Raw genomic sequence first — 15,949 nt, forward strand, 5'->3', positions numbered from 1 at the left:
ACGTGGCACGCTGAACGCGACCAAGCTGACGATCGTGTCGATCACCACGCGAAGGCGGCCGCCCGGGAAGGCGGCAACACGCCAGCCCGCTCGTCATTGCGAGGAGGCGCCAGGAGTGGCGACGAGGACCGCCCCGGCATGGACCCTGCGAATTTCAGCCACCACAGGGGTTGTAGCGCTGCTTTCAGCAGTCGCCAGGAGTCGTATCAGGAATGCAGCGCCGCGCTAGTCCTGGTTGACCCAGTCGATGATCGGCTGCCACTGCTCGATGTCCTTCGTCGTACGCGACGCGGCAAGGTCGAACATCGTCATCCCGTGCAGCGCCGTCTGCACGTAGAGCTGCGTATTGCGCAGGTGGGTCAGCACCGGCAGCTCGAACTTCTCCAGGAAGCGCTCGAGCTCGGCGGCCGCTCGCGTGCGCGGGTCGACCCGCATGCCGACCACGGCGACGAAGGTCTGCTCCTTGCGAACCACCTTCTCGGCCAGCAGCGCCTCGAGAAAGTGACGTGTGGCGAGCATGTCGAAGAGCGACGGCTGCACCGGAACGAGCACCCGATTGACGTGCTTGATGACGTTCTCGAGCGCTTTTCCGTGCAAGGCCGCCGGGGTATCGAGGACGACGTGCGTCGTGCCCTTCGGCGGCCGGGCGGTCTTCCCCGGCTCGATGTCCCAACTGCGAATTTCGGGCAGCGCGCGCGGGCGCATGCGCAGCCATTCCCTCGACGACTGCTGACGATCGACGTCACCGAGCATCACCTGATGTCCGCTGCGCGCGAGGTGGCCGGCCAGATTGATGGCCAGCGTCGATTTCCCGGAACCACCCTTTGGATTGGCTATCAGGAACGATTTCATTCTTCTTTTTCCTTGTCATCGGTCGTTTCGAGTCGGTGAAGCTTCTCACGAACCAGGTTGATGTGCTCGCGCAAAGTGTAAAGCAGGTCGGTAAAAGCCAGCGGGATGCTGCGCGTACTGGCGTCGTCCTCGATGCGGTCGAGGCGAGCCACGTAGTCCTGGTGGCGAAGCGGGTCGTAGTGGTGACGCAGGTCGTTTTCCAGGAATTTCAGGTCGCCGTAGCAACGAAAGACCTTCGAGCGCACGCGCCAATTGTAGATCGCCGGCGCCAGCTTCAGCAGCGGCAAGGACAGCATGATCAGCGGCAGGGCCATCACGAACAGGCGCTCGACGAGTACCGCCAGCCAGAACGGCAGGTAGCGCTGCAGAAACGGCGGCCCGGACTCGTAATAGCGGCGGGCGTCGTCGGAGAGCACCAGACTGTGGTCCTTGTAGGCCGGAAACTCGCCGGCGTGCTGGAAGAAGCCGCCCTTGCCATTGACTTCGGTCATCGCCTGCAACAGCAGGTTGGCCAGCGCCGGATGCAGATCGTCGCGAACGACGACGTTGGCCGTCGTCGCCAGCAGCACCGTATCCTGCGGCGGCACGTCCCGCACCAGATCGACGACCCCCTGCGGCAGGACGATTTTCGACAGGAAGGGGAAAAGGCGCAGATAGGCGTCGGCCTGGCTGAAGCTGACGACGCTCAGCCCCGGCGAACGCAGGAGCACCTGCACCACCGGCGCCTCCTGTGCAGCAACGACAAAGGTAGCGTCGATCTCGCCCTGCTGCAGCGCTTCGGCGGCAGCCAGGCTGGCCATCGGCAGCAGATTCCGGCTCTGCGCAGGAATGTCGTTGGCAGCAAGCAACTGCAGGGCCAGGCCACGGATACCGCTGCCCTCCTCGCCGACGGCAACGCGCTGCCCGGCGAGCTGGTAGAGCTTGTCGATCGGTTCGGCGCCGCCGTAGAAGACCCACACCGGTTCGTAGGAAACACTGCCCAGGGAACGCAGGCGCGTCGATTCGGGGTCGTCGGCCGGTGGCACGATGCCGCCCTGGACGAAGGCGATGTCGGCTTCGCCGCTCTCCAGTCGCTGCAGGTTCTCGAGCGAACCCGCCGAGGTCATGACCTCGAGGGTGATCCCCTTTTCGGCCAGCAGCGGCGCGTAGCGCTGCGCGTAGGCATAGTAGGCGCCTGCTTCGCTGCCGGTGCTGATGGTCATCTGGCGCGGCGGCTCGGGCTCGACGAACTGATAGGCCACGATCAGGCCGATCGCCGTGATCAGGACGATCGGCCACGCCGTGGCAAGGAGATAACGAACCGCAACCAGCCTGGCGCGCAAGCGCTCCATCACGGCAGGAGAATGGTCGACCCGGTATGCTTGCGCGCCGCCAGATCACGATGAGCCTGGGCCACTTCGGCGAGCGGATAGCTCTGGTTGACCTCGATCTTGATCTTGCCCGAAGCGACCAGGTCGAACAACTCGGCGCCCAGCTCGGCCAACTCGGCGCGCCTGGCGATGTAGTGCATCAGCGTCGGCCGGGTCAGGAACAGCGATCCCTTCTGCGACAGCAGCAACGGGTCCAGGGGCGGCACCGGTCCAGACGCGTTGCCCAGACAAACCATCATTCCGCGCGTTTTCAGGCTGTCCAGCGAACCGGCGAAAGTATCCTTGCCGACGCCGTCATAGACCACCGCCACGCCTTCGCCACCGGTGATCTCGCGCACCCGGGGTGCAAACTCCTCGCGCGTGTAGTCGATCACGTGGTCGCAGCCGTGGGCCGTCGCCAGCGCCGCCTTGGCCTGGTTGGAAACGGTGCCGATGACCGTCGCGCCGAGCGCCTTGGCCCACTGGCAGGCGATCAGTCCGACGCCGCCGGCAGCGGCGTGGATCAGGACGCTGTCTCCGGCCTGCACGCGATAGGTGCGGCGCAGCAGGTAGGCGCTGGTCAGGCCTTGCAGCATCATTGCCGCGGCGGTGCGAAAACCGATCGCCTCGGGCAATTTCAGCAAGCGGTCGGCGGGCAGGCAACGCACCTGGCTGTAGGCGCCGACCGGACCACCGGCGTAGGCGACGCGATCGCCGGCGCGCAATTCAGTGACGCCATCGCCGACCGCTTCGACGACTCCCGCCCCTTCCAGACCGAGTCCGCTGGGCAGCGGCAGCGGATAGAGTCCGCTGCGATGGTAGGTGTCGATGAAGTTGAGTCCGACTGCTTCGTGCCGTACGCGCGCCTCGCCGGCAGCCGGTTCGCCAAGCGGCACTTCTTCCCAGCACATCTCTTCCGGCCCACCGGTCTGACGAATGCGAATGGCAAAAGGCATGGCGAAATCCCTCCGTGGTTAGGTCTGACAGTCTAGTGCTGCGCCCACTTTTTGAGCAAGCGCAAAAAAACGCCGTCCAGGCTGCCACTTGCCCGGTGCGGCAACAGGCAGTCCACAGGCTTGTCCACACAATCGGTGCGCAACTACGAAACGAACGCCGAAGCGCGCAGCGCCAACGCGCAAACTGTGGACAACCGGCTGCAGCTCAGGCAGGCGTCAGTTTGGCGTACTCCAGTGCCAGCCACTTCATGCCGCCGGAGCCGAAATTGACCTGTACGCGGGCCTCCGGCCCGGCCCCTTCGGTAGACACGATGACCCCCAGGCCAAAGCGCGTATGGCGGACGTTCTGGCCGATGCGCAGACCGTTGGCCGCAGCCGGCTTCGGCCAGCCGGCGCCAGCGGCAGGGCGTGGCGCCGCGGCCGGCGCGCTGGCGACAGCACGGTTGATTCTGCGCAGCAATTCCACCGGCAGCTCTTCAAGGAAGCTCGAGGGCAGGCAGTAGCGGGTCTGCCCGTGCAGCATGCGCGTCTGCGCATGGGTCAGGTAGAGGCGCTTGCGTGCGCGCGTCACGGCCACGTACATCAGCCGGCGCTCCTCTTCGAGGCCTTCGCGCTCCTGCGCCGCGTTCTCGTGTGGAAAGAGGCCCTGCTCGAGGCCGGTAATGAAGACGATGTCGAATTCAAGGCCCTTGGCCGCGTGCACGGTCATCAACTGGATGGCGTCCTGCCCCTCGCCGGCCTGGTGCTCGCCCGCCTCGAGCGAGGCGTGCGCCAGAAACGATGCCAGCGGACCGCCATCCGGAACGGCTTCCTCACCGTCGAGAGCAGGCGGGCCATCGTCGTGCACGAAATTGGCCGCCGCGTTGATCAGTTCGTCGAGGTTCTCGAGCCGATCCTGGCCTTCCTTCTCGGCCAGATAGTGCTGGCGCAGGCCGCTGCGCTCGATGAGCCGGTCGATCACTTCCGGCAGCTGCAGATCCTTCGTCTCGGCGCGCAGGCTCTCGATCAGGGCGATGAACCGGGCCACCGCGCTGCCCGGCTTGCCGGCGAGACTGGCGGCGCCGTTGTACAGGCTGGAGTTGGTCTGTCGGGCGGCTTCCTGCAGCGCCTCGATACTGCGACCGCCGATCCCGCGCGTCGGGAAATTGACCACCCGCGCGAAAGCCGTATCGTCGTCGGGGTTGGCCAGCAGGCGAAGATAGGCGAGTGCGTGCTTGATCTCCTGGCGATCGAAGAAGCGCAGGCCGCCATGAACGCGGTACGGCAGACCCTCGGTGAACAGCTGGTGCTCGAGCACCCGCGACTGCGCATTCGAACGATAGAGAAGCGCGATCTGCTGGCGCGAAACACCGTCGCGGACGAGCTCGCCAATCTCCTCGACGATGAAACGTGCTTCGGCGATATCCGAATAGCCCTCGAAAACGCGAATCGGCTCGCCGGCGCCGGCTTCGGTCCACAGGTTCTTGCCGAGGCGACCGCGGTTCTGCTTGATCAGCGCGTTGGCGGCATCGAGGATATTGCCGTGCGAACGGTAGTTCTGCTCGAGGCGGATCACCTCCGGCAGCTCGAACTCACGCTGCAGGTCGTGCATGTTGCCGATCTCGGCCCCGCGGAAAGCGTAGATCGACTGGTCGTCGTCGCCGACCGCGAACAGGCAGGCGCCGCCGCCGGGAGTGTCCGGCGTGCCGCTGCCGCGACCGGCGAGCAGCTTCAGCCAGGCGTATTGCAGGCGGTTGGTGTCCTGGAATTCATCGACCAGAATGTGCCGGAAGCGTGCCTGGTAATGTTGGCGGAGGGGTTCGTTGCGCTGCAGAAGCTCGTACGAACGCAGCAGCAGCTCGGCGAAATCGACTACACCTTCGCGCTGGCACTGCCCTTCGTACTCGGCATACAGTTCGACGCGGCGGCTGGTATAGGCGTCGTAGGCTTCGGCCTGTGCGGCGCGAATCCCCTGCTCCTTGTGCGCGTTGATGAAGTGCATCAGCTCGCGCGGCGGATACTTCTCGTCGTCGATGTTGAGGTTCTTGAGCAGGCGCTTGATCGCCGCCAGCTGGTCTGCGGAATCGAGAATCTGGAACTGCGCCGACAAGCCGGCCTCGCGGTGGTGGGCACGCAGGAAACGGTTGCACAGGCCGTGAAAGGTGCCGATCCACATACCACGGGTGTTGATCGGCAGCAACGCCGCCAGACGCGCCTGCATTTCCTTCGCCGCCTTGTTGGTGAAGGTCACCGCCAGAACCCCCTGCGCACCCACCTGTCCGGTCGAGATCAGCCAGGCGATGCGCGTGGTCAACACCCGCGTCTTGCCGCTGCCCGCACCGGCGAGGATCAGCGCGTGCTGCGGCGGCAGGGTGACCGCGGCGAGCTGCGGCGGATTGAGATGGGCGAGCAGATCGGACATGAATCGGGATTCCCTGGCAAGTAAGCCGCGATTATAGCCGGCAGCTACGACCGTCACCGGGAGCGCCTGGCGCGCGAGCAGCGTTTCGCGACGGATCTTTCGCGACTCGGTTTCGACCCCCTCTCCCCGGCCTTCCGACATTTGCCGGCGTTTGTGATTACCGTCCGCGGTGAATATACTCGGGCTGTCGTTCCCCGACCCCCTGCCGCCGGTCGCACTTTGTGGCAGGCAGGGAGGTCGAACCCACTCAACCCGGCCTGGATTGGTGCGAGCTACGCGAGACCCCTCGTGCAGCCCGAGGGCTGAACCGCGGAATGGAGGGCGTTCTCATGGCGTCAAGCACACAGAGAAACACGACATCCGGCTGGCAGGCATTGCGGCAGCCGCTCGCCAATGGCGGCGCATTCATCGTATTCCTCCTCTTTCTCTGCTTCGCCGTCAGCGGCTGTGCGTCGATCACGCTCGGCGTCGTGCAGGGCGGGCAACTGGTCGACGGCGGGACGATTGCCGGCGTTGACATCGTTCGCAAGGGCGCCCGCGCGCAGCCAAAACATAATATGGCGCTGGAGACAGGTGACGAGATCCGGACCGACGCGCTGTCGACCGTCGTGCTCACCTTTGCCGAGGGCGCCAGGGTTTACGTGCAGCCGAACACGCACGTCCGCCTGGGTTCGATCTTCGTTTTCATCGGCGAGGTTCTGGTCAAGGCCCGGGGCCTGTTCAAGGTCAAGACCGAGTACGCGACGGCCGCCTCGGAAGGCACCGAGTACCTGGTACGGGTGGACCCCGAGGCGCGCGTCAGGGTCGTCGTCGCCGAAGACCGCGTCGCGCTGACTTCGAACGCCGGCCAATGGCCCAGAGCTTCGCTGGGGGTCGGGCAGGCGGCGGCCATCGTCGGCCCGAACCTGCTCGAAGTCGGGCGGGCGGGTATTGGCGAAGTCGAACAGATTCGCAGCCGCATCAGCGACCTCGACAAGCTGGTGCCCAACACCGCCAACCTCGGCACAGCGGCGCTGGCGGCGGGAATATTTGCCATCGGCGTCGGCGTCATGAGCGGCCGCTCGGGCGATGATCACGACAGCGATCGGCCGCCGACCCATGGCGACCGCGTGCAGTGATGCGCCGGCACCCTGAGCGACCGCAGCTGGTGCCGGGAAGGTCTTGCCGTCGTCCACCGGCGAACGACTGAAAGCGGGCGCAGCGTCAGTGGCCGAGAACGTGTCGCGGATTTTCATCAGCTATCGCCGCGAAGACAGCATCGCCTACGCCGGACGGCTCTACGATCACTTGAGCGCGCACTTCGGCGCCGAACAGGTGTTCATGGACATCGGCCAGATCGACGCCGGCGACGATTTCATCACCGTGCTCGACCGCGAGATCGACGCCTGCGACGTGGTCATCGCACTGATCGGCCCCGGCTGGCTGAAGGCGAGCAACGCCAGTGGCCGGCGCCTCGACCAACCCGACGATTTCGTCTGTCACGAACTCGCGGCGGCGCTCAAACAGGGCAAACGCCTGATCCCGGTGCTCGTCGGCGGCGCGACCATGCCCGACGCCAGGGAGCTGCCGGCGGCGATCGGGCCGCTGGCGCGTCGCCAGGCGCACGCGCTCGACGACAAGCGCTTTCAGTTCGACCTCGACGCGCTGATCCGCAGCATCGAGCGCCGGCCGTCCTTGCTCAATCAGTTCGTGCAACTGATGAATGCCGAACGCCTGCGCAGATGGCGACACTACAGCGCCGCCGGCATCGCCGTGTCGATGCTGTGCTTTGCCTGGGTACAGCTGTTCGACGTGCTGGGAATCGATACGCGCATTGAAAGCTACACCATGGCCCTCGGCGACATGGTCGCCAGCGTGCCGGTCAGCGAACGCATCGTGATCGTCAGTTTTGACGAGAAGTCCGAAGCGCGTCTCGGCAAGTTCGGACCCGACTGGCGCCGTGAGCACGCGCGCGTGATCGACCGGCTGGTCGACGCGGGCGCGCAGGTGATCGTCTTCGACGTCTATTTCGAGAAAGCGAATCCGGCCGACGGCGAGCTGCTCGCGGCCATCGAACGCGCCCGACAGCGGGGCAGCCAGGTGATCGTCGGCGTCAATCAGCTGCTCGACCAGGAGCCGGCGGCGATTCCCGGGCTGGCCAGGGCGGTCAGCGCCTGGGGCCTGCTGTGCGTCGGCGGCCGACTCGGCTACGCGTCGATCGCGCCGCTCGCCGTGGTCAAGTTCGCCGCTGCGGCGAATTCCGGGCCAACACCGGTCGAACGCATCAGCGCCAGGATCGGAGCCCTGGGCGCGCTGGCGGTCGGCGGCACGACGCTGGCCGTAGACGAGCAGCTGCGCGAACTGACGTTGGTCAGCGACGCCGGCAGGACGATCTGGCGCGGGCCACTGAAGCCGGTCCGGACGAGCGTCGAAGGCTCGGGACAGGCGCGCAACGAGTGCCCGCTGCTGGCCAGCGGCGACCGGGTCGCGGAGGCGCTGATCCGCCTGGCGCCGATCGACACCTGGCGTCAGCCGCCGCGTCGTTACGACTACGAGCAGATCAGTGCGCCAGCGGCGACGATCGCTGACGGCGATCTGGCCGGGAAAATAGTCCTGATTGGCGACGGCCGTGCCGGCAGGGACCGCTTCCAGGTTCGCCGCGGCGCTGGCGGGGAGTTTCGCCACGGCGTCGAATTGCACGCCGACATCGTCAACAATCTTCTCCAGGGGGTCCATGTGCGCGGCCTGGATCCCTTGCTGCAAGTCCTCGCCATGGCTGCGCTGGCGGTTGCCGGCGGCTGGCTGCGCCTGTTCAGGCCGGCCATGCGCGCGCTCTGGCGGCGCTTGCTGCTGGTCGGCTGCCTGCTCGCCTACCTGGCGCTGACGGTGCTGATCTACGTCCAGTTCGGGGTGCTGTTCAACACCGCCTACCATATCGGCGCCTTCCTGCTCAGCTACTGGCTGCTCGGCAGGCTCAGCACGACAGCGGCCTCCGCCCGCCCGGCCTAGGGCGCTGCCGCGGCTTGTGCGCGCAGCATTCTGTGGCAAGATGACCCGATGCGCGCACTTGAGAGCTTATCGACGGTCGACTGGCTGGCCCTGTCAGCCTTCCTCGCTTGCTGGGGCGGCTATACCTGGTTTTCCGAGCATAGTCGCTGGTGCTGCAAGGGCCTGATCGGACACCTGCACAGCTACCGGCAGGAGTGGGCGTACTGCATGCTCGAACGCGAATTGCGCATGAGCGACGCAGCGCTGATCGGCAACCTGATGGGCAGCGTCTCCTTCTACGCCAACACCACCATCTACATCATCGCCGGCCTGGTCGCCGCGATGGGCGCAGCCGACCAATTGCTGAAGTTCTCCGCCGACCTGACGCTTGGCGGAGCGGGCAGCCGCGAACTGCTCGAAATCAAGCTGATGCTGGTGCTGGCCAGTTTCGTCTACGGCTATTTCAAGTTCACCTGGGCGCTGCGCCAGTTCAACCTGCTGTCGATCCTGATCGGCGCGGCGCCATTGGGTCGCCGCGACGACGCGCAGGTCGAACGCTACGCGCGGCGCGTGGCCGGCGCCCACAACCTGGCCGGCGACGACTTCAATCGCGGCATCCGTGCCTACTACTTCGGACTGGCGGCATCCGGCTGGCTGCTCAGCCCGGTGGTCCTCGGCGTCCTTTCGCTGAGCATCCTGATCGTCCTCTATCGACGCGACTACCGCTCGGCGACGCTCGACATCCTGCGCCAGGAACCTTGAAGCAGTGAGCGCTGACCGCCAGGTGGCCGGCATCGGCTTCGGCCTGCTGGCCTACGGCATGTGGGGCTTCTTTCCGCTCTTCTTCCGCCAGCTGTCGCACGTCTCGCCAATGGACGTGCTCAGCAACCGCGCCGCCTGGGCCTTTCTCTTCGTCGGCGCGCTGCTGACGCTGCGCGGACAGTGGGGCAAGGTGGCGACGGTTTTCAGAACTTGGCGCCACCTGGCGATGCTGGCCATTGCCGCGCTGCTCATCGGCACCAACTGGCTGGTCTTCCTGTGGGCCGTCGCCAACCAGCAGGTCGTCGCCTCGAGCCTGGGCTATTTCCTGACCCCGCTGGTGAGCGTCCTCCTCGCGCTGCTGGTACTCAAGGAACGACTGAACCGGCTGGAGTGGATTTCGGTGGCCCTGGCGCTGATCGCCATGGCCAACGAGATCGTCGCTCTTGGCAGCCTGCCCTGGGTGTCGCTGGTTCTCGCCGGCACTTTCGGCACCTACGGCCTGGTGCGCAAGAAACTGCCGGTAGACTCGATCTCCGGGCTGTGGCTGGAAACCCTGGCCATGCTGCCCGTCTGCGCGCTGTATGCGCTGTGGCAGGCAGACAACGGCCATGCCGTATTCACTGGCCACGACCTGACCACGGCCCTGCTGCTGGCTTGCGCCGGTGCGCTGACGGCGCTGCCGCTGATGGCCTTCGCCGCCGCCACGCAGCGCCTCGACCTGGCCAGCGTCGGGATGCTGATGTATATCAATCCGACGCTGCAGTTCTTCACCGCGGTCTGGATCTTCGGCGAGCCGATGCAGAGTGAGCGATTGGTGAGTTTCGGCTTGATCTGGCTCGGCCTGCTGGTCTTCAGCTGGAGCGCCTGGAAGAAATACCGCCAGGCGGCCTGACAGGAGCTGGCTGGCTCAGCGGCGCGCCAGCCGCTGCGGGCCGAGCGTTGCGGCAGAAAAGCCGAAATCGGCGAGATGCGCCGGAATCGGCTCGCCACGGAGCAGGGCCGCACAACTCTCGCCCATCGCCGGCGACGTCTGAATGCCGTAGCCGCCCTGGGCGGCGAGCCAGAAGAATCCCGGGCTGAGCGGATCGAAGCCGCCGACCAGATCGCCATCGGCGACGAAGGATCGCAAGCCGGCCCAGCGGTGACTGGGGCGACGAATGCTCAACGTCGTCACACGTTCGATGTGGTGGATGCCGGTGGCGACGTCCAACTCTTCGGCTTGAACGTCGTGCGGTGGAACCGGGTCGGCATTCGCTGGCGAGCCGAGCAAGAGGCCGGCATCCGGCTTGAAATACCAGTCTTCGGCGATACCAATGGTCAGCGGCCAGCAGGCCGTGTCGAGGTCTTCCGGCGGCGCGAAGAGAAACGCCGATCGCCGTCTGGGCTCGAGTCCGATCGGCGCCACGCCAGCCAGGGAGGCGACTTGGTCCGCCCACGCACCGGCCGCGTTGACCAGCACTGGCGCGGCATAGGTCTGGCCGCCGGCGGCAAGCCACCAGAGGTCGTCCCGACGCTGCGCGGCGCTGACTTCGGCACCGCAAACGACGGCGCCAGCCCTCTGGCGAAGGCCACGCAGGTAGCCCTGATGCAGGGCATGCACGTCGATGTCGGCGGCGCCGGGGTCGAAGATGGCGCCGATCACCTGTTCCGGGCGCAGAGCCGGCAACATGGCGCAGGCCTCCGCGGGGGACAGCAGGCGCAGCGTATCGCCGCGGGCAGAAAGCGTTTTCCATCGCGCGCGCAAGAGCTCTTCCTGGCCGCGCGTGGCGACGATCAGGGCACCACGCGACGAGAGCAGCGGATGGTCGCTGAATCGCTTCGGAGGCGAGTCGAAGAACGCCCGGCTGGCCTGCGTCAGAGCCCGTACCTGCGGCGTCCCGTAACTCTCGGCGAAGAGTGCCGCCGAGCGACCGGTCGCGTGATAGCCGGGCTGCTCCTCGCGTTCGAGGACGATTACCCGGGCGTGGCGAGCGAGCCAGTAGGCGACCGAAGCGCCGGCGATACCGGCGCCGACGATCAGGAAATCGGCTCGATTGCCGGCTGCGGCAGTGCTCATCCCTTTCTCCCCTCTGCTGCTCTATGCTGCTCTCTGCCCGGGAACGATCGCCCGCGCGCACAAGCTTGCCTGAGACGCTCGGCGTGGGTCAAGGCGATGGGCCAGGCAGGATGCCCGGCCTGGCGATCCCGGTCGGCGTCGGGCAGCTGCTCCCCGCAAAGTGCGACTTCGTCAAGCACGCCAGGCGCATCGGGCACGCCCGGCGGGCGATGGCTCAGGGCTTCCAGTCGTGCAGATCGCAGATCGCCTGCTCACCGGGTAGCATCCCCTTTGGCCCGTTCTCGCCGACGGCCGGCCGGCACAGGCGAGTGCTCTGCTCGTTGTCCTGCGCCGTCGAGCGCGCCCATACGGTCACCAGACCCGAGTTCTCGATGGTCTGATTGCAGCCGTCGATGGCGTAAAAGGCATGGATGGCGTTACGTTCGAAGTAGGTCAGCCACTCCTTGTCCGGGTCCTGGTTGGCGAACCATTTCTGCCATTTACCCTGCGAGCCGTCGATCGCCACCTGCCAGCCCTTTTCCTTGCGCTCCTGCGTGAACTGGTCGCTGTCCCAGTGCATGACCATGTACCTGTTCTGGTCGATGCACTGCGGCTTGGTCAGGGTCATGTAGATTTCCTGCGGATGGTGATAATGGTACGGGTACGAGGTGTTGAACAGCTGCACGGTCATTCCGATCTCGGCGCCAACCTTCTCGCCGTCGATCTCCTTGATGCGCAGGTTGCCCCACGGACCCATCACCTCGGCATAGAGATAGCCACCGCGGAAACGGTCGCTTCCGGCAGCCGGATTCTCCGCGTAGAACGGTATCCAGCCCACCGAAGACCACAGCGTCGGCAGCCCGTTGATGCTGATATCCCGTTTCCAGTGCGGCCTGGTGTCGGTGCGCGAGGTGACCGCGACGAAGTTCTCGTTGAGCTCCATTCCCGCCGCGCCGATTGCCCCGCCCATTTTCGCGTAGTAGTCGGTGAGCAGAGGACGCTTGAGCCATTGCGCTGTCGCCGACAGCTTCTGCACCTGCGCACTGGGAGTGTACAGCGCGAAGGCTGGATACTCTTTCTGTGGATCGAAGCAGGCTTTCGCCTTCTCCGGCTCGGCGACGACCGCCTTGAGATGCTTGGCCAGCAGCTCCATGTCGCGATAGCGCATGATGCAGCGGTTCTGCTGTTTGCCGGTCGCCGATTGATAGGTCTGGATAGTCGCCTCGGCGGAATCCAGGCACTGGCCGCTCGGTGTCTGCAGCACCTTGAGGTACTCGTCGAGATAGATCAGCGACTCCTTCCAGAACTGATCGACCAGCTTTTGCTCTTCGCTACTGTACTGCCTTGGTTTTACATCGTCCTGACACTTGAAGTCGGCAGCCTGCGCCGACCCGCACGCGATCGTCGCCGCCACACCCAAACCAATCATCTTCTTGCGCATTGTCTCGTCTCCTCACACTGGGATGTTTGCCGGATCCCTGTCTGCGCGGGATCCCTCCTTTACTGCTCTGCTGCTAGCGATTTACATCGACCACCACGCGACCCCGCACCTTGCCTTCGAGCAGATGGCTGGCGACGGCAATGGCTTCGCCGAGGCCGATCTCGTTGGTGATCAGACCGAGCTTGGCAAGGTCCAGATCCTGGCCCAGGCGCTGCCAGGCCACCAGACGATCGGGACGCGGGCACATGACGCTATCGACACCGGCCAGCGTCACGCCGCGCAGGATAAAGGGTGCGACGCTGGACGGGAAATCCATTCCGCCGGCCAGGCCACAGGCGGTCACCACGCCACGGTAGCTGGTCGTCGCGCAGACGTTGGCCAAGGTATGGCTGCCGACGACATCGACCGCACCGGCCCAGCGTTCCCTGCCCAGAGGCTTGCCCGCTGACGAGAACAGCGAACGATCGAGAACCTCGGTGGCACCCAGGCGCTTGACGTAATCGCTCTCCTCCGGTCGACCGCTGACACCGACCACCGTGTAGCCGAGCCTGGACAACACGGAAACCGCGACGCTGCCGACACCGCCGGCAGCGCCGGTGACGAGAATTTCGCCCTTGTCCGGCGTCACGCCGTGGCGTTCGAGAGCGAGGACGCAGAGCATCGCGGTGTAACCGGCAGTGCCGATGGCCATCGCCTGCTGCGGGGTGAATTGCGCCGGTAGCGGGACCAGCCATTCGCCATTCAGGCGGGCTTTCTGCGCCAGGCCGCCCCAGCGCGTTTCGCCGACGCCCCAGCCGTTGAGGACGACAGAGTCGCCAGGCTTGTACGCCGAGTGGCTGCTCGCCTCGACAGTGCCGACCAGGTCGACGCCGGGAACCATCGGGAACTTGCGCACGACCGGGCCCTTGCCGGTAATCGCGAGAGCGTCCTTGTAGTTGAGGGTCGAATGACTCACACGAACGGTCACGTCGCCCTCCGGGAGCTGGGCGTCATCGATGTCGCGCACTACCGCCCGATAACCCGCCTCGTCCTTCTCGATCAGAATACCCTTGAACATATGCCTGCTCCTTTGGCTGAATTAGACCGCTCGCCTAATAATTGATATGGAAAAACGGCGCGATGGCACGCCGGATTGCGCAGACAAGCCTCCTCACGAATTCGACCCGCGCAACCCCAAGCGGCGCGAGCGACGGCGAGCCCACCGGAACAATATTAGACCACACGTCTATTAATTGCAAGGCAGCGAGAATAGGAAGTCCTCGCGACGCCCTCGCTTCGGGAAACGCTTCAGGATTGGCCGCAAAGGTCGACAGCAAGGCGGAGTCGACCGCACACGGGAGGCTCTCCGGCCGGCTGCGCGATGCAGGCGAGTGGGGCCACAAAGCGCGGGGGCCAAAGCGGGCCCCAAGCGGGGCGCTATGGCCGGGCTGCAGCGTGCAGCGGCCTAGAACGGGATATCGTCGTCCATGTCTTCGAAGCTGGGCTTCTTCTTGGCCGGTGCCGCCGCGCGTGCGCTGCCGGCGTCGCCGGCCGACGATGGCATGCTGCCGCCGTATTCGCTGTCGCCAGCCAACGATGAAGGCGAACCCATGCCTTCGCGGCTACCGAGCATCTGCATTTCGTTGCCGACGATCTCGGTGGTGTAACGCTCGTTGCCTTCCTTGTCCTGCCATTTGCTGGTCCGGATGCGGCCTTCGACGTACACCGAACGCCCCTTCTTCAGATACTGGCCGGCAATTTCAGCCACCTTGCCGAAGAAGACGACGCGGTGCCACTCGGTATTTTCCTTGTATTCGCCGGACGCCTTGTCGCGCACGCGGTCGCTAGTGGCAATACGAATGTTGCAGACGGCGTCGCCGCTCGGCAGGTAGCGGGTTTCCGGATCGGCACCCAGATTGCCGACGAGAATCACTTTATTGACCGAAGCCATGTTGCCTCCCTGGATGGTGTGCGAGAAGAAGAAAGCGCGATTATAGGGGCTTAGGCCGTTGCTTGCCGACGACGCAGCGCCGGCATGGCCATGGTCGTCGATAGCGACAGCCAGATCACGGTGAGCAAGCCGCCACAGGCCCAGACAGCGCCCGGGCCGAGGTGCTTGGCGAGCGCCCCGCCGAGCACGCCGCCGACAAACAGGCCCAGCGCCTGCGTGGTGTTGTAGACGCCGAGCGCGGCGCCTTTGGCGTGCGGCGGCGCAATGCGCGAGATCAGCGACGGCTGCGTCGCTTCGAGGATGTTGAAGGCCACGAAGAACAGCGTCAGCCACAGGGCGAGGCCGTAGAGACTCGTCGAAAACAGGCCGAAACCGATCTGCACGACGAGCAGCACGACCACTGCAGCATTGAAGACCAGCTTCATGCGGCCATATTTTTCGGCGGCAATGATCGCCGGCACCATGATCACGAAGGACACCAGAAGCGCCGGCAGGTAGAGCTTCCAGTGTTCGGCCACCGGCAGGCCGCCGGTGGCGATCAGCTGCGCCGGCAGCAGTACCCACATCGCGGTGAGCATCAGGTGCAGGGCAAAGACACCGAAATTCAGGCGCAGCAACTGCCGATTGCCGAGCACTTCGACGAAGCTCGGCCAGGTCGGCTGGCGCGGCACTGCCGGTGCCGCCGGAACCACTCGGAGGACGACGAAAATGGCCAGCAGGGCCAGGCCACCGGTCAGGGAAAAGATGCCAGGCATTCCGATGCTCACGAAAAGCAGCGGCGCGGCGACCATCGAGACGGCAAAGACCATGCCGATCGACGAGCCGATCATGGCCATCACCTTGGTCAGATGCTGTTCGCGGGTGAGGTCGGCGGCAAGCGCGGTCACCGCCGCCGAAATGGCACCCGCGCCCTGCAGCACGCGCCCGGCGATGACGCCGTAGATGTCGCCGGCGGAAGCGGCGACGAAGCTGCCGAGGGCAAACAGCAGCAGCCCGAAGACGATCACCGGCTTGCGCCCGAAGCGATCGGAGGCCGCGCCGTAGGCGATCTGCAGGAAGGACTGCGTCAGTCCGTAGGCACCGAGCGCCATGCCGACCAGCGCCACGTCGTGGCCGGATGGCAGGTCCTGCGCGTAAATGGCGAAGACTGGGAGGATCAGGAACAAGCCGAGCATGCGCAAGGCAAACACAGCCGCCAGGCTGATGCCGGCGCGCTTTTCCTGGCTGCTCATTCGGTCGCTAGTGGGGGCGGACAT

General features: G+C 65.5%; 13 protein-coding genes. 4 read left to right on the forward strand and 9 right to left on the reverse strand.

Going from position 1 to position 15,949, the window contains the following annotated elements:
- Positions 1-225: 225 nt before the first annotated feature.
- From QZ634_RS11155 to QZ634_RS11170, 4 genes are all read right to left on the reverse strand, one after another.
- Entirely contained in the window at positions 226-852 is a 627-nt protein-coding gene (locus tag QZ634_RS11155; protein ID WP_291988363.1) for a ParA family protein, read from the reverse strand.
- Positions 849-2,183 carry a TAXI family TRAP transporter solute-binding subunit gene (locus QZ634_RS11160; protein WP_291988722.1) on the reverse strand — a complete coding sequence of 445 codons (1,335 nt, stop codon included), beginning with the start codon at positions 2,181-2,183 and terminating at the stop codon, positions 849-851. The genes QZ634_RS11155 and QZ634_RS11160 overlap by 4 nt, the downstream gene beginning before the upstream one ends.
- Positions 2,183-3,157: a quinone oxidoreductase gene (locus tag QZ634_RS11165; protein ID WP_291988365.1), complete on the reverse strand. Its 975-nt coding sequence runs from the start codon at positions 3,155-3,157 to the stop codon at positions 2,183-2,185. The genes QZ634_RS11160 and QZ634_RS11165 overlap by 1 nt, the downstream gene beginning before the upstream one ends.
- A gap of 205 nt (positions 3,158-3,362) precedes the next feature.
- On the reverse strand, positions 3,363-5,558 hold the full coding sequence (locus QZ634_RS11170; RefSeq protein WP_291988367.1) for a UvrD-helicase domain-containing protein: 2,196 nt from the start codon (positions 5,556-5,558) through the stop codon (positions 3,363-3,365).
- A 329-nt stretch (positions 5,559-5,887) separates the two neighbouring features.
- Here QZ634_RS11170 and QZ634_RS11175 point away from each other — a divergent pair, with 329 nt between their 5' ends.
- From QZ634_RS11175 to rarD, 4 genes are read left to right on the forward strand one after another with little or no spacing between them, the layout of a single operon-like run.
- Positions 5,888-6,676, forward strand: coding sequence for a FecR domain-containing protein (locus QZ634_RS11175; protein ID WP_291988369.1), 789 nt, complete (start codon positions 5,888-5,890; stop codon positions 6,674-6,676).
- A gap of 43 nt (positions 6,677-6,719) precedes the next feature.
- Positions 6,720-8,546: a CHASE2 domain-containing protein gene (locus tag QZ634_RS11180; RefSeq protein WP_291988371.1), complete on the forward strand. Its 1,827-nt coding sequence runs from the start codon at positions 6,720-6,722 to the stop codon at positions 8,544-8,546.
- Between the two features lie 48 nt (positions 8,547-8,594).
- Entirely contained in the window at positions 8,595-9,287 is a 693-nt protein-coding gene (locus tag QZ634_RS11185; protein WP_291988373.1) for a DUF599 domain-containing protein, read from the forward strand.
- A gap of 4 nt (positions 9,288-9,291) precedes the next feature.
- Complete coding sequence (rarD, locus tag QZ634_RS11190) at positions 9,292-10,179, forward strand: EamA family transporter RarD (RefSeq protein WP_291922515.1); 888 nt, start codon at positions 9,292-9,294, stop codon at positions 10,177-10,179.
- A gap of 15 nt (positions 10,180-10,194) precedes the next feature.
- Here the strand turns inward: rarD and QZ634_RS11195 are convergent, their stop codons facing one another.
- The 5 genes from QZ634_RS11195 to QZ634_RS11215 all read right to left on the reverse strand — a co-directional run bounded on the left by QZ634_RS11195 (position 10,195) and on the right by QZ634_RS11215 (position 15,949).
- Positions 10,195-11,343, reverse strand: a complete 1,149-nt coding sequence (locus tag QZ634_RS11195; protein WP_291988375.1) for an FAD-binding oxidoreductase — start codon at positions 11,341-11,343, stop codon at positions 10,195-10,197.
- Positions 11,344-11,557: 214 nt separating this feature from the next.
- Entirely contained in the window at positions 11,558-12,763 is a 1,206-nt protein-coding gene (gene dddY / locus QZ634_RS11200) for a dimethylsulfonioproprionate lyase DddY (protein WP_291988377.1), read from the reverse strand.
- Positions 12,764-12,836: 73 nt separating this feature from the next.
- Positions 12,837-13,820, reverse strand: a complete 984-nt coding sequence (locus QZ634_RS11205; protein ID WP_291988379.1) for an MDR family oxidoreductase — start codon at positions 13,818-13,820, stop codon at positions 12,837-12,839.
- Positions 13,821-14,207: 387 nt separating this feature from the next.
- On the reverse strand, positions 14,208-14,693 hold the full coding sequence (ssb, locus tag QZ634_RS11210; protein ID WP_291988381.1) for a single-stranded DNA-binding protein: 486 nt from the start codon (positions 14,691-14,693) through the stop codon (positions 14,208-14,210).
- A 50-nt stretch (positions 14,694-14,743) separates the two neighbouring features.
- A complete protein-coding gene (locus QZ634_RS11215; RefSeq protein ID WP_291988383.1) occupies positions 14,744-15,949 on the reverse strand; it encodes an MFS transporter in 1,206 nt (401 codons plus the stop codon).

Origin of the sequence: Candidatus Accumulibacter sp. ACC007, assembly GCF_907163205.1 — a bacterium.
GTDB lineage: Bacteria > Pseudomonadota > Gammaproteobacteria > Burkholderiales > Rhodocyclaceae > Accumulibacter > Accumulibacter regalis.

Bases quoted from the DNA above. Each gene is read 5' to 3' on its own strand.
- QZ634_RS11165 (WP_291988365.1), bottom strand. From the start codon at position 3,157: ATGCCTTTTGCCATTCGCATTCGTCAGACCGGTGGGCCGGAAGAGATG.
- QZ634_RS11170 (WP_291988367.1), bottom strand. From the start codon at position 5,558: ATGTCCGATCTGCTCGCCCATCTCAATCCGCCGCAGCTCGCCGCGGTC.
- ssb (WP_291988381.1), bottom strand. From the start codon at position 14,693: ATGGCTTCGGTCAATAAAGTGATTCTCGTCGGCAATCTGGGTGCCGAT.
- QZ634_RS11160 (WP_291988722.1), bottom strand. From the start codon at position 2,183: ATGGAGCGCTTGCGCGCCAGGCTGGTTGCGGTTCGTTATCTCCTTGCC.
- QZ634_RS11185 (WP_291988373.1), top strand. From the start codon at position 8,595: ATGCGCGCACTTGAGAGCTTATCGACGGTCGACTGGCTGGCCCTGTCA.
- QZ634_RS11195 (WP_291988375.1), bottom strand. From the start codon at position 11,343: ATGAGCACTGCCGCAGCCGGCAATCGAGCCGATTTCCTGATCGTCGGC.
- QZ634_RS11205 (WP_291988379.1), bottom strand. From the start codon at position 13,820: ATGTTCAAGGGTATTCTGATCGAGAAGGACGAGGCGGGTTATCGGGCG.
- QZ634_RS11175 (WP_291988369.1), top strand. From the start codon at position 5,888: ATGGCGTCAAGCACACAGAGAAACACGACATCCGGCTGGCAGGCATTG.
- QZ634_RS11155 (WP_291988363.1), bottom strand. From the start codon at position 852: ATGAAATCGTTCCTGATAGCCAATCCAAAGGGTGGTTCCGGGAAATCG.
- QZ634_RS11215 (WP_291988383.1), bottom strand. From the start codon at position 15,949: ATGTCCGCCCCCACTAGCGACCGAATGAGCAGCCAGGAAAAGCGCGCC.
- dddY (WP_291988377.1), bottom strand. From the start codon at position 12,763: ATGCGCAAGAAGATGATTGGTTTGGGTGTGGCGGCGACGATCGCGTGC.